The organism is Tessaracoccus luoxuelianae (genome assembly GCF_054483915.1).
This window is the reverse complement of the sequence record NZ_CM137013.1, coordinates 1,088,282-1,108,604: the sequence shown is the minus strand read 5'-3', so window position 1 is coordinate 1,108,604 and position 20,323 is coordinate 1,088,282. Positions and strand designations below refer to the sequence as shown.

Sequence of the window (20,323 nt, the reverse complement as noted above, 5' to 3'; positions counted from 1 at the left end):
CCGGTGCCTGGACAGTCGCCGGCCGCACCGAAGCGACCCTCCGCATGCACAGCCGAACCGGAGAACCGGAGCTGATTCAGCCTGGCCGGTTCCACGACGCCCTCGAACCGCTAGCCATCCACGGCTGGCAGGTCCAACAAACCACCGAGGGGATCACGGTACGAATCGTCGACCCTGACCAACAGGTGGACCTCGACCAGATCACCCGCAGACTCAGAGCCGCACTCACATCCGCAGAAGTCAGCGACGATATCCACTTCGAAATCACCCCGGTTCAGGAACCTGCCCGCACCCCGCTCGGCAAGGCCCCCCTCATCATCGGCCAGAAGCAGGGGAGGCCGGGAGTCGAGGGATCGCGCTGATCAGTTGTCGCGTGTACGCCTCGTGTGGGTCATTCAGGATCGACATCGTCTCTCCCGTCTCGATGACCGTGCCGTCTTTGAGGACCAGTGTGGTGTCGCACAGCGCCGCGACCACGCTCATGTCGTGCGAGACCATCACGATGCTCAACTGTCGCTCGCGGCGGAGTCGGGCCAGCAAGTCGATCACCTCGATGCGGGTGGTGACGTCCAGGGCGCTGACCGGCTCGTCGGCCACCAGGACGGCTGGGTCCGTGACCAGGGCCCGGGCGATGGCGATCCGTTGCCGTTGGCCTCCGGAGAACTCGTGGGGATAACGGGCGAGGGAGTCGACGTCCAGGCCCACCTCCTCGATCGCGGCCGCCACTCGGGCACGCCGATCGGCCGACGATCCGCCGATGCCCAGCGACACCAACGGCTCGGCGACGATCCTGTCGACGCGCATCCTCGGGTCCAGTGAGGCGTAGGGGTCCTGGAACACGGGCTGAACCGTTTGGCGCAGCTCACGCACCTGGCGGCGGTCCCGCAGGTTCAACTCCGCCCCGTCGAAAAGGACGCGGCCAACCGTGGGCTGGTGGAGCGCGAGCAGCAGTTTCAGCGCGGTGGACTTGCCAGAACCCGACTCGCCGACGATCCCCAGGCTTTCGCCGCGAGCCAGCGAGAGAGAAACCCGGTTCAGGGCGGGGTCGGTGGCGCCATGGTAGGTGAAACCGACGGACTCGAATGCCAGAAGCGGTGACTCGGTCACGAGATGCTCCCCGTGGCCAGTGCCTCGTCGAGTGCGCGGGCGCTGGCGACGAGCCGGCGCGTGTAAGGATCCGTCGGGGTGTGGACGATCTGATCGATCGGTCCACGTTCAACGATCTCGCCTCCCTGCATGACCAGGGCGCGGGTGACGGTGTGTGAGACGACGGCGATGTCGTGGGAGACGAACACCAGGCCCATCCCGTGATCGGCACTGAGTCGTCGGATGAGGTCGAGGATCTCCGCCTGGACGGTGACGTCGAGGGCGGTGGTCGGTTCATCGGCGATGAGGACCGCCGGTCGGCAGGCCAGAGCCATCGCGATGGCGACGCGCTGCCGCTGCCCGCCAGAGATTTCGTGGGGGAACGCCCGCGACACCCGCTCGCTGGCAGGAAGCGACACCTCCTGCAACGACTTCTCAACTGCGGCTTTCAGATCATGGCCGCGGAGCCCTTGGTGGCGACGGAGGGGCTCGGCGATGAGTTCGCCGACTCGGGTGAGGGGATCGAGCGCGGTTGAGGGGTCCTGGAAGATCTTCGCCATCCTGCGTCCCCGGATCCCTAGCAGCTGCTTCTGGGAGGCGCCGACGATCTGGGTGCCGTCGACGCGAATGGATCCTGAGGCCGTCAGTGACCGGGGCAACAGGCCGAGCAGCGCCAAGGTGGTGACCGACTTCCCGGAGCCTGACTCGCCGATGATCCCGACCCGTTCGCCTGGGTCGAGGCTGAACGAGATGTCGTCGACGACGCGCTTGCCGGATCCCGCAACCGTGATGCTGAGATCCTCAACCTCGATGCTCATCTATCTGCGCTCCCGTCGGGTCGGATCGAAGCGTTCGCGGAGGCCGTCGGCCAGGGAGTTCGCCCCCAGCACGATCACCATGATGACCACGCCTGGGGCGACGGCGCCCCACGGGGCGGTCAGGACGGTGCTCTGCGCGCCCTGGAGCAGACGGCCCAGCGACGAGTTCGGCGGCGGGACCCCGAGTCCGAGGTATGAGAGGCTCGCTTCGGCGAGGACTGCGGTGCCGAAGATGAGCGCGGCGGTCACCACGAGCGTCGGCCACATGTTGGGCAGCAGGTGGATGACCACGATGCGTGGCCAGCTGGTGCCCGAGGTGCGGGCAGCGGTGACGAACTGCCGGCGCAGCAGCCCTTTGGCCAGGATGCGGGTGAGTCGCGCCACCACCGCGGAGGCTGCCAATCCGATCGAGATCACGGCCGAGGCCAGGCTGGCGCCCTGCATGGCGCCGATCAGCATCGCGAGCAGCAGGGTGGGGAAGGCGATCACCACGTCCAGGAGAGAGGACTGCACGTCGTCAACCCATCCGGTGGCGAACGCTGCGAGCAGGCCGACGATGACGCCGAGGGCCATCGCGATCGCCATGCTGCTGAGACCGACCGTCAGCGCGATCCTGGTGCCGACCATGACGAAGCTGGCGGTGTCGCGGCCGAGCTTGTCGGTGCCCAACCAGTGATCCGGTCCGGGGGGCTCGAGCCGTCCGCCGGTGGTGTCGGCGAGGTCGTAGGGCAACCAGAACACCGACACCAGCCCGACGATCCCCACCGCCAGCAACAGGACCAGCCCGAGCACAAGACTCACCGGCATACCTCGCCGTCGAGCAGGGGCCGGGGCGATCGGCTCCGGAGCGCTGCTGATCTCGATCCCGGCGCTCACGCGTGCGCCCCGGAGAGGCTGGAGCGCAGGCGCGGGTCGACGAGGCGCTGCACCACGTCGGCGGCGAAACCGACGATCAGCACGAAGAACGTGGTCACCAGGAGGATCCCCTGGATGCTGGGGTAGTCGTGCTGGGCGATGGCCTTGGTCAGCATGCTCCCCAACCCTGGCAGCGTGAACACGCTCTCCACCACGACGGCCCCCAGCAGGGTGGACGCGAGCTCGATCCCCAGGATCGAGATGACGGGCACCGAGGCGTTGCGGACGCCGTGGCGAAGGAACGCCTCCCCGAAGCCGCTGCCCAACGCCTGCGCATTGCGAAGATAGTCACTCTCCAAGACGTCAAGCGTCGCCGACCGGACATAGCGCACCAGCGAGGCAGTCATGACGATCACGATGGTGGTGGCGGGGAGGAACAGGGAACGAAGCGCCGCGAGCGGGTCAGCCCAGCCCTCCCGCGGGAACCCCCCGGAGGGGAACAGCTGAAGCTCCAACGCGAACAGCCACACCAGCAGGATCCCGATCCAGAAGACGGGCACCGCGATGCCGAGCTGCGCCACAGCCGTCACGGCGACCCCGAGCCGCGTGTGAGACCGAGCCGCCGCGACGTACCCGATCCCGCTGGCGAGGAGCACAGAGATGACGAAGGAGATCAGAGTCAGCGGCAGAGTCACCTCCAGCCGGGACACGATGTCGGGCAGCACCGGGGCGCCGGAGATGAACGAGTTGCCCAGGTCGAGTCGCATCACGTCTCCGACCCACCGCACCAGCTGTTCGTAGACGGGAAGGTTGGAGCCCACCTGCTGTTGCGCGGCCTCGACCTGCTCCGGGGTGGCGTCGACCGACAGAAGGGCGTTGGCGGGGTCGCCGGGCAGGAGCCGCAGCAGGACGAAGATCAGCAGCATCGCCAAAACGAACGACATCAGCAGGAAGGCGGCGCGCCGGGCCAGGTAACTACCCATGGTCCGGCACACCGCCCTCCTGTGCTGTGAGGCTCAGAACTACTCAGCCCTTGGTGATGTTGTACACGTAGAACTGCGAGTTCAGGCCGTTGACCGGGAACCCGGACACCTCGCTGCTCGCCACCACGATCTGCGGATAGAGGTAGAGCCAGTTGCTGGCCGCCTCGGTGGCGATGATGGTGTTGGCTTCCTTGAGCTTGGCGGTCTGCTCCTCGGGGGTGGCGGCCTGTTCGGCCTCGCCCACGAGACGTTGCACGTCGGCGTTGTCGTAGCCCCAGTAGAAGTCCGGGTTGCCGTACCAGACCACGTCGCGGTCGTTGACGTGCTCCTGAAGGGTGGCCTCGAACGCACGCTCCTTGAACACCACGGAGTACCACTCGTCGGCGGTGATCACCTTGATGTCGACGGTGATGCCCACCTTCGCGAGCTCGGACTTGAGGAACTCGGCCACTGCCGGGTGCGGGTCGTAGTTGGGCGTCTGCAGCGTGAACGTGAACCCGTCGGCCAGGCCCGCCTCGTCGAGTAGTTGCTTGGACAGCTCCGGGTCGTACGGGTTGAGGGAGGTCAGGTCCTCGTACCACGGGTCCGTGGGGGGCACCATGGATCCGATGAGCTGGCCGCGGCCCGCCCAGATGGACTCCAGCAGCTTTTCGCGGTCGACGGCGGAGTACACGGCGCGACGGACGCGGGCGTCGTCGAAGGGGGCCACGCGGTCGTTGAACGCCAGGAGTTCCTTGGTGGTGGAGGTGCCCTCGCTGATCTGGAAGTCGTCGCTGCCCTCGAACGGGGTGAGGGCGTCGGGGCTCTGGATGGTGGTGACCAGATCGATCTCTCCGGTCAGCAGTGCGTTCGACTCCGCGCTCGCGTCGGTGAAGTAGTGGAACGTGGCGCGGGCGTTCTTCGCCGGCTCGCCCCAGTAGTCGTCGTTGCGGACGATGCTCAGCGTGCTGCCGCGTTGCCACTCGTCGAACACGTAGGGGCCGGTGCCGTCGGCTTCGACCTTGGCGTCGGCGAGGTCAGGGTTCACGATCCAGACGTAGGCCATGAGGTAGGGAAACGAGATGGAGCGGTTCTTCAGCGTGAACTCGACCGTCTGGTCGTCCGGGGTGGCCACCGACTCGACGACGGCGTAGCTGCTCTTGCGCGCCGCCTGCGACGCCTCCGAGGTGACGCGCTCGAAGCTGGCCCTCACATCGGCTGAAGTGAGCTCCTTCCCAGAATGGAAGGGGACCCCGTCGCGGAGGGTGAAGGTATAGGTCAGACCGTCGTCGCTGACCTGGTAGTCCTCGGCCAACAGGTTGGTCAGCGAGCCGTCGTCGTTGAGCTTGATCAACGACTCGTACACGTTGCCATTGAAGGCCTCCGTGACGCCCTGACCGCCCGCGTCAACGTTGCTGAGGTTGCTGGGCTCGTACAGGGAGCCGATCTCGATCGACGCCTCCGCGTCGAACGCCGCCGGGGCGCTGCCCGCGGACGACGATCCGACGCTGGCGGTCTCGTTACCGGAAGGACTGGCGCACCCCGTCAGCATGAGGCCGGCGGCCAACATCCCTGCCAGGGCTCGCACGATATGACGTGGGTGATTCATCAAAAGGTCCTTCCGGTATGGCTCGCGAGCTTTGCCTCGCACGACGGCCAACGCCCGCGGAGGCAGAATCATTCCTTGTGGGCGGTTCATTTCGCCGATGGCGGACAACAGGCGCCGCTCAGGCGTCGGAGCCTTTCATTGTGACAGGGGTGCCGAGCTCGATGGTGCGCGACACCGTGCACAGCCGGTCGTGCGCCTGCTGGATACCGCGCCTCAGGAGAAGGCGTGCGCGATCCCCGTCCTCGCCCTCCGGGAAGGTGATGCTGAAAGTCACCTCGATGTCCTCCAGCCGGTTCCCGGTGGAGTCCTTCACCCTCGAGGCCGTGACGTCGACATTGAACACGTCCGGCTCGGAGCGACGATGCGTGATCAGATCCACATCGATCGCGCCGCAGGCGGCGATCGCCGCCATCAACAGCTCCACCGGGGTGAACTCGCTGCTGTCGCCGCTCCCGATCGGGACAGAGCCCCCGCGCTCGTTCCGGGCCTCGAAACTCAGATGACTCAAGCGCGTCACCTGCACAGCGGTGGGGCGACGGGTCTCTTCGATCATTCAGTCCTCCTTCGTCCCGCCCAGCCTAGGTCTTCCGGCAAGAGGGCCTGAAGGGGCCTCATCAGATCCTCCGTCGAGATCGTGTCCGGGGCGAGCACGGCTCGTCCATCAACATCACCTCTGGTCCAGCCCGATCCACAGGCGCTGCTGCTGACTCGGAAGGCCGGAGGCGGACTGCCCTCAGCTTGTCCTTCACTCGCGCCGGTTGAACCCAGCTACTGGACCGACCGACCCTCGATCATGGTCGACACGTTTGCCGCTACGGCTGCCAAATAGTCCATCTCGGCCCGCTGGTATCGCAGAGCCATTTTGGGTGAGGTGTGGCCAGCGATTGCCTGCACCGCTCGGAGGTTTCCTCCTGACAACCTATAGGCCCAAGTGAGGCCGGTCACCCTTGTGCCGTGGAAGACGTACCCACCGTGACCGGTCAGCAACTCGCGGATCCGCTGCGACTCATCCGACTCTGGCTCGCCAGTCCGTGCGTGGACGAGGGCCGCGGTGGCCTGCATCTGGTCCGCCGCCGCATGGCAGGCCTTCTTGAAGGCTCGGAGCCAATCCACGGACTTCACAAGGTCGCCGTCTTTGCTTCTCCAGAACAGAAGCCCGGACCTGCCCAACTGGGCGTGCCGACGCAGGTGCGTCCTGACGTCTTCGAGGAGTGCCGCTGGTATCGGAAGGGTGCGTGTGGCTATCCCCTTGCGGGCTGTCTTCAGCGGGCCGAGTTCGACCGTACCCTCTGACTCCTTCACTGATTGGTGGACCTTCACCGTGGGAAGGTCGCCGGAGAGGCTGAAGTCACCGCGCCGCAATGCTCGGATCTCGCCAGAGCGCAGCCCCAGAACGCCCCCAAGCAGAACACCCAGGCGCCAATGTTCCGGCATTTGGTTCGCCACTGCGTAGAGCACCTCGATGGGCAGCGGGTCGAGGTCGCGCTCACGAGAGGCCTGTGCCTGCGTGGCTGCCTTCACCCGCACCGGGTTCACATCGATTAACTCAGCCTCAACTGCCGCGTTCATGATCGCCCGAAGTAGGTCGTAAGCCTGGCTCACCTCTATCGCGGTCGATATCTGATGATATCAGTCTCCATGGTGCTGGCCGTGCAGCGCGGGGCTCCCAGTGTCCACTCTGGCTCGAGACCTCCTCCTGTCACAACTGGCTGGCCCAGACAAGTCCGCCACGGCTCTCATGCCAGGATCGGCGCTCAACTAGACGACTCGCAACCCGCGTAGCCTGACCGGCCGCCGAACGTTCGCTGCTGCCGACGCGCGGATGGACCATCGAGCGATACCGCTCCTGCGTTCGTGCCGGGGTGGAGAAGGCTACTGCCTTGCGGATGCAAGAGCCGCGGAGGCGGGACGCCAGTAACGCCTCCCACGCTCAGGAGGCAGACTCTCACCGCCCCGGACACGTCTGCGCGTACGGGAGGTCGGGAAGCGCGGTGCTCCACTCCGCCTGCGTGAGGTTGCGGCCCGCGACGTTGCAGGAGTGGTCGAGCAGAGCCTCCGGGTAGATGGCGCAACGCTGCACGCCCTTGTCCTCGGTCAGCGTCACGACCGTCCGACCCTCATCGAGGGTGGCCACAGCAACGTCTGGCGATCAGGCTGGGTCCGTTCACCCGGCTGGCGTCTCTGGGTGCGGCGATAGGCCGAGAGCGGCTGGCGGCGTTGGCGCAGGATTCCCGCCTACCGGCGGAGGCGATGGAGACAGTGGACGCGCTCCTGGCCCATTGGCGTACCCAAGGGTGGCTCTAGCGGCTGGGCGCCGCAGCGCGGTGGCTCGACTCCGCTCAGGAGGCAGCCGGGTCTCCGCCGAGTCCGCGCAGCTGAGCGATGAACTCGTCAGCTTTCGCCACCTGCAGAGCCAGGTCGTCGCGGCGCTCAGAGGCAACCCGGACATAGTCCGCCAGCGCGGCAGCAGTGTCCGCGGTGGGCAGAGCCCGGTGGGCGTCAGCGGTCTCGAGCAGAGACACCATCTCCTCCAGGCTGAACCCGAGGGGCTTCATCCTCCGGATCAGCAGCAGCCGGCTGACGTCGTCGTGGGTGTAGAGCCGGAACCCGCCGACGGACCGGCCGCTCGGGCGCACCAGACCGACCTCGTCGTAGTGCCGCAGCGTCCTGATCGAGAGCCCGGTGCGCTCCGCGACGGCACCGATCTGGAGGGTGGGCGCGGTGTCGGGCTGAGTCATGCCCCCAGTGTGCCGCACGCTGGAGTGACGCCAGCGGGCACAACCTCTGAACACTCTCGTCGGAGGAGGGCACTCCCGGGAGATCAGATGGGGACCCCGGTCGTGCTCGGCGATGCGCCCTGGTCTGCGCGTAGCCTCAGTGGGTTTCGCCGAGCTGCCCCGTCAGGAGGTTGTGGCGTGCCGCAGACGATCTGTTGAGTCCGACGATCTCCACCGTCTTGCCCATCCGCTCGTACTTCGTCTGCACCGCGTCGAGCGCCGCGACGGTGGACGCGTCCCAGATGTGGCTCTCCGAGAAGTCGATCACGACACGCTTCGGGTCACCCGCGTAGTCGAACTGGTACACGAGATCGTTGCTGGTGGCGAAGAACATCTCACCTGTGACCTTGTACATCCGGACATCAATGGTCCCGTCGCCGTCGACGTCGGTCTCGGTCACCTTCTCCACCGATGCGAACCGCACCACGCGCCGGGCGAAGACGATGATGGCGGCGTTCACGCCCACGATCACGCCATACGCGAGGTTGTGCGTCAGCACCGTCACGCCCACGGTGAGGAACATCACGATGTTCTCGCTGTGCGGCATCCGCTTCAGCGTCGCGGGGTGGATGCTGTGCCAGTCCATCGTGGCCACCGACACCATGATCATCACCGCGACGAGCGCCGCCATCGGGATCATCCCGACCGCCGGGCCGAACCCGACCACCAGGATCAGCAGGAACACGCCTGCGAGGAACGTCGAGATCCGGGTGCGGGCACCGGAGACCTTCACGTTGATCATGGTCTGGCCGATCATCGCGCAGCCGCCCATGCCGCCGAAGAAACCCGAGAGAACGTTGGCGATGCCCTGGCCCCAGCCCTCGCGGGTCTTGTTCGAGTGGGTGTCCGTGATGCCGTCGACGAGCTTGGCGGTCATCAACGACTCGAGGATGCCGACCAGCGCCATCGCCAGGGCGTAGGGGGCGATGATCTGCAGGGTCTCGAGCGTCAGCGGCACCTGCGGCAGGAGCAGCGCCGGCAGCGAGCTCGGAAGCTCCCCCTGATCGGAGACCGACGGCAGATCCCACCCGGCACCCACGACCAGCGTGGTGATGACGACGATGGCGACCAGCGGCGCCGGGACCATCGTGGTGAGCCTCGGAAGGACCATCATGATCACCAGCCCGAGGGCGACCATCGGGTACACGAGCCACGGCACCCCGAGCAGGTGTGGGACCTGCGCCATGAAGATGAGGATGGCCAGCGCGTTGACGAAGCCCACCATCACCATCCGCGGCACGAAGCGCATCAACTTCGCGACGCCCAAGAGGGACAGCACAATCTGCAGTACCCCGGCGAGGATGACGGTGGCCAGGAAGTAGTCCAGGCCGTACTCGCGAGCAACGGGCGCGATGACGAGGGCGATCGCCCCAGTCGCGGCCGAGATCATCGCCGGACGCCCACCCACGATCGAGATCGTGATCGCCATCACGAAACTCGAGAACAGCCCCACCCGCGGGTCCACACCGGCGATGATCGAGAACGAGATCGCCTCCGGAATCAGCGCCAACGCCACCACCAGGCCGGCCAGCACCTCGGTGCGCAGGCGACGCGGGCTGCGCAGAGCCGCCCACGTGGAGGTCTCCCGCTCACCCGCCTCTGGGACCAACGGATGGGTGTCCCGGACAGATGCGGGCGCGCTCGACTCAGCCATATGGCTCCTTCATTGGGATGGGGGCGTCGACGTTGGCCTGACACCGCCGCGAACTCTACCCCAACGTCAGAGTTGCGCCCCAATCGAGCCCCAGCCGCATTGGGGTGCCTGCGCACAGCGGACATCTGACCTCGAGAGTGGAATCCGGCCGCCAGGTATTAGGCTGAGACTCGACCGAATCCCCGTAGGCCGCTCAGCGAACCGGTAGTGGCGGAGCCAAGCCGGCGGTCTCGATGGTCAATGGTGGAGGTTGGGATGCAGCGACTGTGTCCGGGACTGGTGCTCTCGGAGCGTTATCGGCTGATCCGCCATGTCGCCTCCGGCGGCATGGGCCAGGTGTGGGAAGCCGTGGACGACACCCTCGAACGCAGGGTCGCGTTGAAGATCATGCACCCGCACACACAGCACGAGTTGGCTCTCGCCGAACGGTTCCGCGACGAGGCCCGATTCGCCGCGCAACTGTCCCACCCCAACATCGTGACTGTGTACGACTTCCTCGAACACGAAGGCCTGTCCTGCCTGGTGATGGAGTTCGTGGACGGGCCCAACCTCGCCACCCTGCTGGCCGACGGCCCGTTGGGCGCGGACGAAGTCCGTCACCTCATCCGGCAGCTGGCCTCGGCTCTGGCCCTGGCACACGAGGCCGGGATCGTCCACCGCGACATGAAGCCGGCCAACGTGATGGTCAACGGGAGCCACGCCCAGCTGATGGATTTCGGCATCGCCCGCTCCCTCGACGCCGACTCGCGCACCCTGACCGGCCAGGTACTCGGCACCGCGCACTACCTGAGCCCTGAGCAGGCCCTGGGGCAGACCATCGGACCCGCCGCCGACATCTACAGCCTGGGCGTCCTTGCGCACGAGATGCTGACCACTACCAAGCCGTTCGATCGCCTGACGCCGATCGCCACAGCGCTGGCCCATGTGCAGGACCCCCCGCCGCCCCTGCCTCCCGGCACGCCGGAGGATCTGGTGACGCTCGTGACGGCCTGCCTCGCCAAGGAGCCCGATCAGCGCCCCTCCGCGGCCCTCATCGCGCGGATGCTGGAGGACCCGGCGAGCGATCCCCTTCACCCAGCGGGCCTGGAGGCGGCGATGGCGCAGTCGGACCTCCCCAGGCGCGCGCTGCTCGACGACTGATCCGAGTTCCCGGGGCAGAAGCACCGGCTCGAGAATTCCTGGCGACCACTGGGAACCCTTCCGCCGTCGGCGGACACTACAAGGTATGAGCGATGTCGACGCGGCGGACTGGGTGCGGGTCCGCGCCGGCGACCCGGTGGCGTTGGCCGCCCTCTTCGATCGTCACGAGGCGCGTCTGTTCCGCCACGCCAGCCGGCTGCTCACGGTGCGCGAGGACGCGAAAGACGCGGTCACGATCGCGTTCTTCGAGTTGTGGCGCAAGCGATCCGCGGTCCGGCTGGTGGACGGCTCACCGCTGCCGTGGCTGCTCAACACGGTGTCTCACACTGCCCGCAACCTGGAGCGATCGAGCCGTCGATATCGGACGTTGATCGCGCGCGCCCCGACGAAGGATCCGCGGGAAGAACTCTCCGGAAGTGACGACAGCGGCGTTCTTGCCGCATTGAAGAGGTTGCCCGCTCGCGAGCAGAGCGTGGTGGTCCTCAGAGTGCTCGAGGGATACCCGGAGCGTGCGACGGCTCTGACGCTCGGCATCCGGGAGGGAACCGTGAAGTCCCGGCTCGCTCGGGCACGGGCGAAGCTGCGCGATGAGATTCTGGCGATGGAGGCCTGATGAGGACGGACGACGGCGGGCTCTCCCGCTTCGAGCACGACGAGATGCGTGATCTGGTGTTGGCCGGTACTGAGCGCATCCGCCCGGCGGGCACGCGCACCTTGCGCGCGGCGGGCGCGGGGGTGGCGTTGCTCCTGGTGGGTGCGGTGGCGGGTGCCTTCCTGACCTGGACCGTCCGCGAACCGGACTCACCCGCAGCCGCAAGTGCCATTCCCGCCCCCACCACCACCCTCTGGAGCGGCTGGGTGGCGTTCGCTGCCGGCGAGCGTGGCGCAGACATCTACCTGGTGAAGCAGGGCTCGCCGGCTCGTCGCATCCTCGGGTCCGAGGCCGACGACGCCGATCAGATCTGTCCTGCCTTCTCCCCCGACGGCAGGAGACTTGTGTCCGGGCAGGTGACCGGTGAGGACGACGCGGGTGGGGTTGTCGCAAGCCTCAACATCACCGATCTCACGGCCGATGGGGAGCCCACCCGCACGACCTCGCTCACCCTCGACGGCGTCGTCCACCCGCCCTGCGCGGTCTGGTCCTCGGATGGCCGCTGGCTGGCGTTCGGCGCCGACTTGGGTGACTCTGAGTTCGGCGTGACTCAGGTCTGGGTGGTGGACACCAAGACCAACGACATCACCCGGCTTCCCGGGCTCAGGGCCACAGACCTGGAGTGGGCGCCGCGATCGTCGGAACTGTTCATCGCCAGCGGCCGCATCTCGATCTACTCGGCGGAAACGGGCACCACACGATCCGTGGACGGAACCTCACGCGCGACGGCCCTGGCGATCTCGCCCGACGGCAGGTCCCTGGTCGTCCAATACGGCCCGGGGAGAGACGCTCCCGGATCCGACGACCTGGTGCTGATGGGCACCGACGGATCCAATCAGCGCACCCTGGTGGCCGGTTACCAGGTGGGCAACGGCATCGGCCCAGTCTGGTCCCCCGACGGAGACCATGTGGCGTTCCAGCGGAGCTGCGACACCTACGTGGACGAGGCCGGGCAGGAGCGGATCTGCCTGGACGAACACGAGGCTGTCGTCGTCACCGTCGGCGGCGACGACCCCCGCACACCGTTCGGGACCCAGACTGTGATCCCGGCCCCGCAGACCACACACGGCGGGAAGGTCCAGGTATGGGCGCCGTACAGCGTCAGTTGGTCGCCCGACGGCAAGGCCCTGCTGTACATAGCGTGGTCCTACCCCGGCTACGGAATCCTTGCCGTGCCGGTGGACAGCTCCTCTCCGCCCGTGGTCCTCGACGACGTCCTCGGCGTCGGCGGCCACATCGGCCAACCATGGAACACGTTCCAGAGTTGGAGCACCCAAGGCAAGTGAAGCCCTGATCGGAGGCTTACCGTGAATCGTCTGTTCGCCAGCCTGCCGGTGTCGTTGACGACGAGGGGTCTGCAACTTGCTATCCATAGGGCGGCTTCTGCATATATGCGCAGATGCCGCTCTATGGGTAGCAAGTTGCAGACACACAAACCCGACCCTCCCGTCATGATGGGGTCGTGGAATCATCGAGCCAACGCACCGTCGCCTGCGAGGACCGCGATTTCCCCGAATGGCACGGCGGATGCAGGCACGCGATGGTGTGGGCCGTCGATGCGGACGTCGACGCGGTCCGTGCGGGGGTCGGGGAGGCGCGCGGGCGCCTGGCCGACGTCCTCCTCCCCCGCTACGACCGGCAGCCACACGTCACCGTCGCCTACGCGGGTCTCGCACCCTCCCCCGGCGCCCGCCCCGGCGAGGAGCCGTACGGACCAGGGCGGCTGGCCTCGGATGTCGCGGCGCTGCGCCGGCTCGCCGCGGGGCCGTTCACGGTCAGGGTCGCGGGGTTGGGGTCGTTCCCGATGGTGCCGTATCTGGCCGCCGAGGCGCCCGAGCTGCACGCGGCCCATCGGGCCTTCGCCGTGGGCGGCGGCGGGTACGTGCCGCACGTCACCGTCGGGCACTACTCGGTGTCGCGGCCCCTGACCGACATCGCGGCCCGGGTCGACGGCTGGGCGCCGCCAGCCGTGGAGGTGGAGGTCCGGGAGTGGCTCCTGCTGGCCTATGAGACCCACGACATCGCGGGCCCCCTCACCACGCTCGGGCGCCTCTCGCTGGACGATGGGACGTGGATGGTCGAGTCGGAGCTGCCCGGTTTCACCCGTGACGGAGCCCTGTCCTCGCGGTCGCGGGCAGGCCACACCGGCTGAGGGCCTAGACAGCCCTGTTGAGCAGGGCCACCAGAACCAGGAACGCGGCCAGAGTGACCTCGACGATGGATCCGAACACGTCGCCGGTCATCCCGCCGAGTCGCCGACGCAGGTGGCGGGCCCACAGGAACCCGACCCCGCCCGCCGCGACCGTCGCGCCCACGAACACCGCTGCGCCGCTCAAGCCAAAGGCCAGCGCACCGACCCCCGCCGCGACACCCACCACCGCGACCCCGGTGAGGACCGCCGTGGCGCGCGAGGTGGCGCCGATGAACAGCGCCCCGAATCCATGCTGCCGTGCCGACGCCCGCGACACTGTGGCCAGCGTGACCACGCCGCGGCCCACCATCGCCGCGACAGTCAAGGCCCCCGCCGCCAGCAGCCCGCCCCGCTCTGCCAGCGACGCCAGCGCTGCGCCGTCGATCAGCAGCGCCAGGGCCAGCGCGACCACGCCCATCGGCCCGATGTCGGACCTGCGCATGATCACCAACGCCTCCTCGGCGGGCTTCCGCGACCCCAAGCCGTCGGCCGTATCGGCCAGCCCGTCCAGGTGCAGCGCCCCCGTAAGAAGCGCGACGACGGCGAGCGCCAGCGCCGCGCCCAGCCATCCGCCCGCCCCCAGGGCGACCACACCCCACAGCACCGCCCCGGCCAGCGCCCCCACCAGAAGCCCAACCCACGGGAACGCCGCCATGGCGCGCCCGGCCAGCCCGCGGTCGATCTCGGCCACGGGCGGCACCGGAATCACCGTGAACAGGCCCAACGCGGCCACGAATCCCCTCACTTGAGCCGCCTGGCGATCCCCGCCGTGCACAGCCACACCTCGCCGCAGACGGCGGCCAGGCGGGCATTCAGCCGGCCCAGTTCGTCACGGTAGAGCCGCCCCGACGGCGTGGCCGGGACGATGCCCGACCCCACCTCGTTGCTCACCACGATCACGTCCCGGCCGGTACGCACCAGCGCATCGTCAAGCCGCGACACCTCCGCCTCCACCCGCTCCCGCCAGCCCGGCGCGTCGTCCCAGGCGCCGGCGTCGAAGAGGACACGGTCCAGCCAGACGGCCGCGCAGTCGATCAGCACCGCGGCGGGATCGTCGGCTTCCAGCACCGCCGCGAGGTCCTTCGTCTCGGTGGTCCGCCACGACGGGGGCCGACGCGCAACGTGGAGCGCGACGCGCTCGGCCCACTCCGCGTCGCCGTCGAGCACCTCGGAGGTCGCCACGTACTCCACGTCCGCGGCCCCCGCCAGCTGGGCTTCGGCCCACGACGACTTGCCCGACCTCGCCCCACCCAGGACCAGCGCCGTTCCCCGGCCGTGGACCATCGGCGTCACCTCGGCGCGCTGGGCGAGGCGGCCGAGCAACTCCATGGCGGTCTCATCGGCGGGGTCCACTCGGAGGCTGAAGTCCACCTCAGTCCTCGAGCTCAAGAGCGGCCACTTCGCCGATCACGACGATGGCCGGCGGCCGGATCCCGGCCCTCTCCGACTCCTCGGCGATCCGCGACAGGGGCGCGCGCAGCGTCAGCTGCCCGGGCGTGGTGCCGTCGGCCACCACCGCCGACGGGGTGTCGCCGGGGAGCCCGTGGCGCTGCAGCTCGGCCGCGATATCGGGCAGGTTCTGCACCCCCATGAGGACCACAAGCGTGAGATTGGCCGCGGCGAGTGCCGCCCAGTTGACGTCGCTGCGGGGGTCCGACGGCGGCACGTGGCCGGACACCACAACGAAGCCCTGCGTGAGCCCTCGATGGGTGACGGGGATGCCGGCCAGCGCCGGGACCGACACCGCGGAGGTCACCCCCGGGATGACCCGGACCGGAACCCCGGCGGCCCGGCACGCCAGCCATTCCTCGCCGCCACGTCCGAAGACGTAGTTGTCGCCTCCCTTGAGTCTCACCACGCGAAGGCCCCGGTGCGCACGGTCAACCAGGATGGCGTTGATCTCCTCCTGCGGGGTGAAGTCGCCGCGCGGGATCTTGCCCACGTTGATGATCTCAGCCCCCGGCCTGGCCTCATCGATGCACTGGAGCGCGCCCAGGCGATCGTGGACGATGACGTCGGCCTGCCGGATCGCGGCGAGGCCGGCCACGGTCATGAGACCGGGATCCCCCGGGCCTCCGCCGACCAGGATGACGCTGCCGGGCGCGAACTCGTGATGCATGGGGGTCTCCTCGTGACGCTCAGCCCACACCCTAGCGATCGCGGGGACCGGCGCACTCCACGCGTCGCTTCCGTAGACTCACCCCATGCGTGACGCCGTTGATGACCTGATCTGGGACGAAGCCCCCAAGCAAGCCGGGGCGGTGGCGCTGCTGGACTCCCCCGCGCTCGTCGACGACGCCCTCACGCTCACCGCTGATGTGCGGGTGTGGTGCGACGACTGGCGCGACGCCGCCAAGGTCCCCGCCGACCTCCTCGTCGAGCACCCCTCGGACCTTGCCGGGGTGGACGTCGCGCTCGCCCGCCTCCCCAAGTCTTTGGGGGCACTCGACGAGATGGCCGCGCTCGTGCAGGGGGCCCAGGACGTCACCTTCGTGGGAGGCGCCCGGATCCGGCACCTCAACCGCTCCATGAACGAGGTCCTCGGCAAGCACTTCACCGCCGTCGCCGCCAGCCTCGGTCGCTCGAAGTGCCGCGTGCTCCGCGCCTGGGGACCCGAGGGGCACGAGTCGGACTGGCCGAAGGTGCGCGAGCACGCGGACCTCGGCTTCGCCGTCGCCGCCCATGGCGCCACCTTCGGGGGGACCAAGATCGACCCGGGCTCCCGCCTGCTCATCTCGGCTCTCGCGGGCGGCGGCCGCACCGCGGGCCTCGAGGCCGACGATGTCCTGGACTTCGGCTGCGGCAACGGGACGCTCTCGATGTGGCTGGCCAAGGCGGGCATGCGGGTCCTGGCCCGCGACGTCAGCTGGTCCGCGGTGGCGGCCACCGCCGTCGCCGCCGAGGTCAACCGCCTCACCGTCGACGCCACCTGGGGCGCCGGCCTGGACGGCTACGCCGATGGCAGCGTGGACGCCATCGTCACCAACCCACCGTTCCATCAGGGGGTGGCCAAGGAGTCCTCCGACACCCTGGAGATGTTCGACGACGCCCGCCGCGTGCTGCGTCCCGGCGGCCAGCTGTGGTGCGTGTTCAACTCCCACCTGCCGTGGCGAAAGGAACTCAACGAGCGCGTCGGCCCCACGAAGGTGGCCGAGCAGGATCCGCGCTACACGGTCACGGTGACCACGGCCAGGTGACCACCGATCCCCGCCATCGGGGTTATCAGGGACAACTCAGGGGTTTCACAGGCGCCTCATAGACTTGGTGGGTTACCTGAGGGCATACCCACCAGAGGAGCCGCGATGAGCAACGAGCAGAACCCGAATCCGTGGAGCCGAGACGCCTGGAAGGACGTCGACGCCGGTCACGACGAGCCCACCGCCCCGGTGCACACCCCGCAGGCCGGCGAGCAGCCGGTCCAGCCGCAGGGTCCGGGCAGCGAGGGGCAGGGGTTCATCGCGCAGCAGTTCTCCGCGCAGGGCTCCCCCACGCAGGGGCCCCAGCGGCTCGACTTCCCGCCGCCGGCCTACCCCTTCGGCCAGCCCACGGCCTCGTTCGGCGCCTCGCCCACCCCCACCGCGACCGCGACCGCCCGACCCAAGGGCCGCTCACGGGTCGCGGGCCTTGTCGCCGTGGCGGTGCTGGCGGCCGGCGTCGGTGGCGGCGCCGGATTCGGGGCCGCCCGCCTCGCCGCCCAGGACGCGGCCACCGCCGCGGCGAGCGCGTCCGCCACCAGCGTCCCCACCGAGACCCAGGTGGTCCAGGCGGACCCGAACAGCCCCAACTGGACGGTCGTTGCGGCCGCGGCGGCCAGCGCCGTCGTCGCAATCCAGGTGACGGGCCAGGACGGGTCCGGAGGGCAGGGCTCGGGCGTCGTCATCGACGCCGAGGGCCACATCGTCACCAACAACCACGTCGTTTCGGGCAGCGGGAGCGGAGCCCAGATCGTCGTCCTGCTGGGCGACACGTCCTATGCGGCGGAGATGGTCGGCACGGATCCATCCACGGACCTGGCGGTGATCAAGCTGGTGGATCCACCGTCGGAACTCACCGTCATGTCCTATGCGGATGAGACGCAGCTGGCGGTGGGTGATCCCGTGATGGCCATCGGCAACCCCCTCGGGCTGGCGGACACTGTCACCACGGGCATCGTCTCCGCCCTCAACCGGCCCGTCACCACGCGCGCGGTCACCAACAGCACCGTCGCGCAGGGCCAGCAGGATGTGGTGGTGACGGCGGCCATCCAGACCAACGCGGCGATCAACCCGGGCAACTCGGGCGGCGCGCTGGTCAACGCCGAGGGCGAACTGGTGGGCATCACCTCCTCCATCGCCTCCCTGGCTTCATCGAGCGACAGCGCCGGCAACATCGGCATCGGCTTCGCCATCGGAGCGGACCAGGTGCAGTACGTGGCAGAGCAGCTGATCGCCAAGGGGGTCGCCGAACACCCACAGATCGGGGTCAGCGCCGGGGACATCAACACCACGGGCCGGATGGGTGCGGCCATCGCCGACGTGGTGCCCGGATCGCCGGCCGAGGCGGTGGGCATGCAGGTGGGTGATCTCGTCACCGAGGTCAACGGCAACCCAGTCACGTCGACGGAGTCGTTGGTGGCGCTGGTGCGCGCCGGCCGGGTGGGCCGCGACATGACGCTCACCGTGCTGCGCGACGGCGAGGAGCTTGAGCTCGTCGTCACGCCCATCGCAGCAGCCCGGTGAGCGGCCTCGTGCGCCGCGGCGTCCCACCGCAGGCCTACGCACCGGTGCCGGACCACAGCCCCGGATAGCCTGACCCCATGGAGATTCGCGTCACGCTGGCCGCCATGGGGCCCATTCCGGAGTCGCTCGTCGCGCTCGTGCCCACCACCGGGCACGTCATCAGCGACGAGACCCACTATGGGCAGCGGATCAGCATGTTCACCGAACACGATGATCCCGCGGCGCTGCGCAGGGCCCTCCGTGCGGTGGCCGGCCAGGTGGCGGTCGGCGTGGTGACCGGGCCGCTGGCCAGGGTCCCCGCCAAGCTGATGCTCATGGATGTGGACTCCACCCTCACCACCACCGAGGCCATCGACCTGCTGGCCGAGCACGCCGGGGTAGGCCCCCGGGTGGCGGCGATCACTGAGCGGGCGATGCGCGGCGAGCTTGACTTCGCCCAGTCCCTCGAGGAGCGCGTCGCCACCCTCCACGGGCTCCCCACCAGCATCTTCACCGCTGTGGGCGAGGCGATGACCCTCTCCAACGGGGCCGCCGAGCTGATCGCCGCGGCACGCGGCTGCGGCGCGAGAGTGGGGGTGACCTCGGGGGGCTTCAGCCAGCTCGTCGCCCCGCTGGCCGAGCGCCTGGGTCTGGACTTCTTCAACGCCAACACCCTCGAGACCGAGCTCGTCGACGGCGAGGAGCGGCTCACCGGAAGGGTGACCGGGCCCATCGTCGATCGGGATCAGAAGGCGCGCGATCTCCTCCGCTTCGCCCACGCGGAGGGCGTGGACCCCGCCCTGACGGTCGCGGTGGGCGACGGCGCCAACGACCTGGGCATGTTCGACGCCGCCGGGCTGTCCATCGCCTACTGCGCCAAGCCTGTGACCGCCGCGCACGCCGACGTGGCGATCAACTTCCCCCGACTCGACGCGGTGGCCGCGTTCGCCTTCAAGAGCGCACCGCTGGCCTAGGGAACCACTGACCAATCATGTCCTGGCTGCGGTGCACCGGATCGGGCGATCTGACACCCCTCCATCTGAATATGGACGTCAAGTACACGCACCAGATGTAGTGGCGCCATCTCATCCCGCCCGGCACGTCCTCGCCGAGAACAGCATCGATCAGTGCTTCCCCAGTGTCTCGCTAGCTGTTCCAGCGGACGATCGCCGGCGAGTCCTTCTCCCAGCCCAGCACGCTCAGCGATCCCGTCAGGAGCGGGAAGCTGGCGGCCAACTCCACGGGGGCACCCAGCCACAGCATGGACAGCACCCGCAGCGCGTGCCCGTGGCCGAAGATCAGCACCCTCTCCTCGCCGGCTGCGCGGGCCCTGTCGATCGCCCGGCCCAGCCGCTCCACCACGTGCTCCTTGGTCTCCCCCTCCGGGAACCCCTCCCGCTCGATGGCAGGGGCGCCGTGGGTCCAGATCCGCCAGCCCGGGACCCGCTCCGCGATCTGCACGCTGGTGAGCCCCTCGCCGGGACCGTAGGACCACTCCACGAGGTCGGGATCGATCTCAGGCGCCGGGAAGCCGGCGAGCGCGGCGGTCTCCATCGCGCGGCGACGCGGCGAGCTGAGCACCAGGCCGAAGTGCTCGCCGGCGAGGCGCTCGCCCATCCGTTCGGCGTCGTCACGCCCCTCCGGCAGGAGACTCAGGTCCGTCACGGACGTGTGCCGCCCGACCTGGGACCACTCGGTGGCGCCATGGCGCACGAGCCACAGTTGGGTGCGTGGATTGCTCATCGCTGTCCTCTCGTCGGGCCCGACTGACCCCTGGGTCCAATCTACGTTTGCGCCACCCCCATCGGGGCGGCGCGGTGCATCCTGCAAAGATGGGATCACGGCAGCCCAGCTGGGCTGACCACCCCGTCAGTGCACACCG

22 protein-coding genes are annotated in these 20,323 nt (G+C 68.7%); 8 read left to right on the top strand and 14 right to left on the bottom strand.

Annotated features, from left to right (window positions below; genetic code table 11):
- The first annotated feature begins 44 nt into the window (after positions 1 to 44).
- Positions 45 to 362, top strand: a complete 318-nt coding sequence (locus ACX1D1_RS04685) for a hypothetical protein (RefSeq protein WP_182799190.1) — start codon at positions 45 to 47, stop codon at positions 360 to 362.
- Here the strand turns inward: ACX1D1_RS04685 and ACX1D1_RS04680 are convergent.
- From ACX1D1_RS04680 to ACX1D1_RS04635, 10 genes are all read right to left on the bottom strand, one after another.
- Positions 316 to 1,107 (bottom strand): ABC transporter ATP-binding protein, encoded by a 792-nt coding sequence (locus ACX1D1_RS04680; RefSeq protein ID WP_459056139.1) that lies wholly within the window; start codon positions 1,105 to 1,107, stop codon positions 316 to 318. The genes ACX1D1_RS04685 and ACX1D1_RS04680 overlap by 47 nt on opposite strands.
- Positions 1,104 to 1,904 carry an ABC transporter ATP-binding protein gene (locus ACX1D1_RS04675; RefSeq protein ID WP_459056138.1) on the bottom strand — a complete coding sequence of 267 codons (801 nt, stop codon included), beginning with the start codon at positions 1,902 to 1,904 and terminating at the stop codon, positions 1,104 to 1,106. The genes ACX1D1_RS04680 and ACX1D1_RS04675 overlap by 4 nt, the downstream gene beginning before the upstream one ends.
- Positions 1,905 to 2,711: an ABC transporter permease gene (locus tag ACX1D1_RS04670; RefSeq protein ID WP_459056137.1), complete on the bottom strand. Its 807-nt coding sequence runs from the start codon at positions 2,709 to 2,711 to the stop codon at positions 1,905 to 1,907.
- A gap of 65 nt (positions 2,712 to 2,776) precedes the next feature.
- The gene (locus ACX1D1_RS04665) at positions 2,777 to 3,742 is read right to left on the bottom strand and encodes an ABC transporter permease (protein ID WP_459056136.1); all 966 of its coding nucleotides are present in this window, start codon (positions 3,740 to 3,742) and stop codon (positions 2,777 to 2,779) included.
- Between the two features lie 43 nt (positions 3,743 to 3,785).
- Positions 3,786 to 5,330, bottom strand: coding sequence for an ABC transporter substrate-binding protein (locus ACX1D1_RS04660; RefSeq protein ID WP_459056135.1), 1,545 nt, complete (start codon positions 5,328 to 5,330; stop codon positions 3,786 to 3,788).
- A 118-nt stretch (positions 5,331 to 5,448) separates the two neighbouring features.
- A complete protein-coding gene (locus ACX1D1_RS04655; RefSeq protein WP_459056134.1) occupies positions 5,449 to 5,883 on the bottom strand; it encodes an OsmC family protein in 435 nt (144 codons plus the stop codon).
- Positions 5,884 to 6,098: 215 nt separating this feature from the next.
- On the bottom strand, positions 6,099 to 6,932 hold the full coding sequence (locus tag ACX1D1_RS04650) for a site-specific integrase (protein ID WP_459056133.1): 834 nt from the start codon (positions 6,930 to 6,932) through the stop codon (positions 6,099 to 6,101).
- A gap of 343 nt (positions 6,933 to 7,275) precedes the next feature.
- A complete protein-coding gene (locus ACX1D1_RS04645; RefSeq protein WP_182782040.1) occupies positions 7,276 to 7,464 on the bottom strand; it encodes a hypothetical protein in 189 nt (62 codons plus the stop codon).
- 205 nt (positions 7,465 to 7,669) lie between these two features.
- On the bottom strand, positions 7,670 to 8,068 hold the full coding sequence (locus tag ACX1D1_RS04640; protein ID WP_459056132.1) for a helix-turn-helix domain-containing protein: 399 nt from the start codon (positions 8,066 to 8,068) through the stop codon (positions 7,670 to 7,672).
- Positions 8,069 to 8,204: 136 nt separating this feature from the next.
- The gene (locus ACX1D1_RS04635; protein WP_459056131.1) at positions 8,205 to 9,761 is read right to left on the bottom strand and encodes a SulP family inorganic anion transporter; all 1,557 of its coding nucleotides are present in this window, start codon (positions 9,759 to 9,761) and stop codon (positions 8,205 to 8,207) included.
- 255 nt (positions 9,762 to 10,016) lie between these two features.
- Here ACX1D1_RS04635 and ACX1D1_RS04630 point away from each other — a divergent pair, with 255 nt between their 5' ends.
- The 4 genes from ACX1D1_RS04630 to ACX1D1_RS04615 all read left to right on the top strand — a co-directional run bounded on the left by ACX1D1_RS04630 (position 10,017) and on the right by ACX1D1_RS04615 (position 13,705).
- A complete protein-coding gene (locus tag ACX1D1_RS04630) occupies positions 10,017 to 10,901 on the top strand; it encodes a serine/threonine-protein kinase (RefSeq protein WP_459056130.1) in 885 nt (294 codons plus the stop codon).
- Positions 10,902 to 10,986: 85 nt separating this feature from the next.
- On the top strand, positions 10,987 to 11,514 hold the full coding sequence (locus tag ACX1D1_RS04625; protein ID WP_459056129.1) for an RNA polymerase sigma factor: 528 nt from the start codon (positions 10,987 to 10,989) through the stop codon (positions 11,512 to 11,514).
- Complete coding sequence (locus ACX1D1_RS04620; RefSeq protein WP_459056128.1) at positions 11,514 to 12,839, top strand: TolB family protein; 1,326 nt, start codon at positions 11,514 to 11,516, stop codon at positions 12,837 to 12,839. Before ACX1D1_RS04625 ends, ACX1D1_RS04620 begins: the two co-directional genes overlap by 1 nt.
- 176 nt (positions 12,840 to 13,015) lie before the next feature.
- Positions 13,016 to 13,705 (top strand): 2'-5' RNA ligase family protein, encoded by a 690-nt coding sequence (locus ACX1D1_RS04615; RefSeq protein ID WP_459056127.1) that lies wholly within the window; start codon positions 13,016 to 13,018, stop codon positions 13,703 to 13,705.
- A 4-nt stretch (positions 13,706 to 13,709) separates the two neighbouring features.
- Here ACX1D1_RS04615 and cobS read toward each other — a convergent pair whose 3' ends face one another.
- From cobS to cobA, 3 genes are read right to left on the bottom strand one after another with little or no spacing between them, the layout of a single operon-like run.
- A complete protein-coding gene (gene cobS, locus ACX1D1_RS04610; RefSeq protein WP_459056126.1) occupies positions 13,710 to 14,489 on the bottom strand; it encodes an adenosylcobinamide-GDP ribazoletransferase in 780 nt (259 codons plus the stop codon).
- A complete protein-coding gene (gene cobU / locus ACX1D1_RS04605) occupies positions 14,486 to 15,115 on the bottom strand; it encodes a bifunctional adenosylcobinamide kinase/adenosylcobinamide-phosphate guanylyltransferase (RefSeq protein ID WP_459056125.1) in 630 nt (209 codons plus the stop codon). Before cobU ends, cobS begins: the two co-directional genes overlap by 4 nt.
- Position 15,116: 1 nt before the next feature.
- Entirely contained in the window at positions 15,117 to 15,863 is a 747-nt protein-coding gene (gene cobA, locus ACX1D1_RS04600; protein ID WP_459056124.1) for a uroporphyrinogen-III C-methyltransferase, read from the bottom strand.
- An 85-nt stretch (positions 15,864 to 15,948) separates the two neighbouring features.
- On the opposite strand from cobA, the gene ACX1D1_RS04595 reads away from it, so the two are divergent.
- The 3 genes from ACX1D1_RS04595 to serB all read left to right on the top strand — a co-directional run bounded on the left by ACX1D1_RS04595 (position 15,949) and on the right by serB (position 19,415).
- Positions 15,949 to 16,941, top strand: coding sequence for a class I SAM-dependent methyltransferase (locus ACX1D1_RS04595; protein ID WP_182782032.1), 993 nt, complete (start codon positions 15,949 to 15,951; stop codon positions 16,939 to 16,941).
- A 105-nt stretch (positions 16,942 to 17,046) separates the two neighbouring features.
- Positions 17,047 to 18,462 carry a S1C family serine protease gene (locus ACX1D1_RS04590; protein ID WP_459056123.1) on the top strand — a complete coding sequence of 472 codons (1,416 nt, stop codon included), beginning with the start codon at positions 17,047 to 17,049 and terminating at the stop codon, positions 18,460 to 18,462.
- A 77-nt stretch (positions 18,463 to 18,539) separates the two neighbouring features.
- Positions 18,540 to 19,415, top strand: a complete 876-nt coding sequence (gene serB, locus ACX1D1_RS04585; RefSeq protein ID WP_182782030.1) for a phosphoserine phosphatase SerB — start codon at positions 18,540 to 18,542, stop codon at positions 19,413 to 19,415.
- 172 nt (positions 19,416 to 19,587) lie between these two features.
- Here the strand turns inward: serB and ACX1D1_RS04580 are convergent, their stop codons facing one another.
- Complete coding sequence (locus ACX1D1_RS04580; protein ID WP_459056122.1) at positions 19,588 to 20,184, bottom strand: histidine phosphatase family protein; 597 nt, start codon at positions 20,182 to 20,184, stop codon at positions 19,588 to 19,590.
- Positions 20,185 to 20,323: the final 139 nt, after the last annotated feature.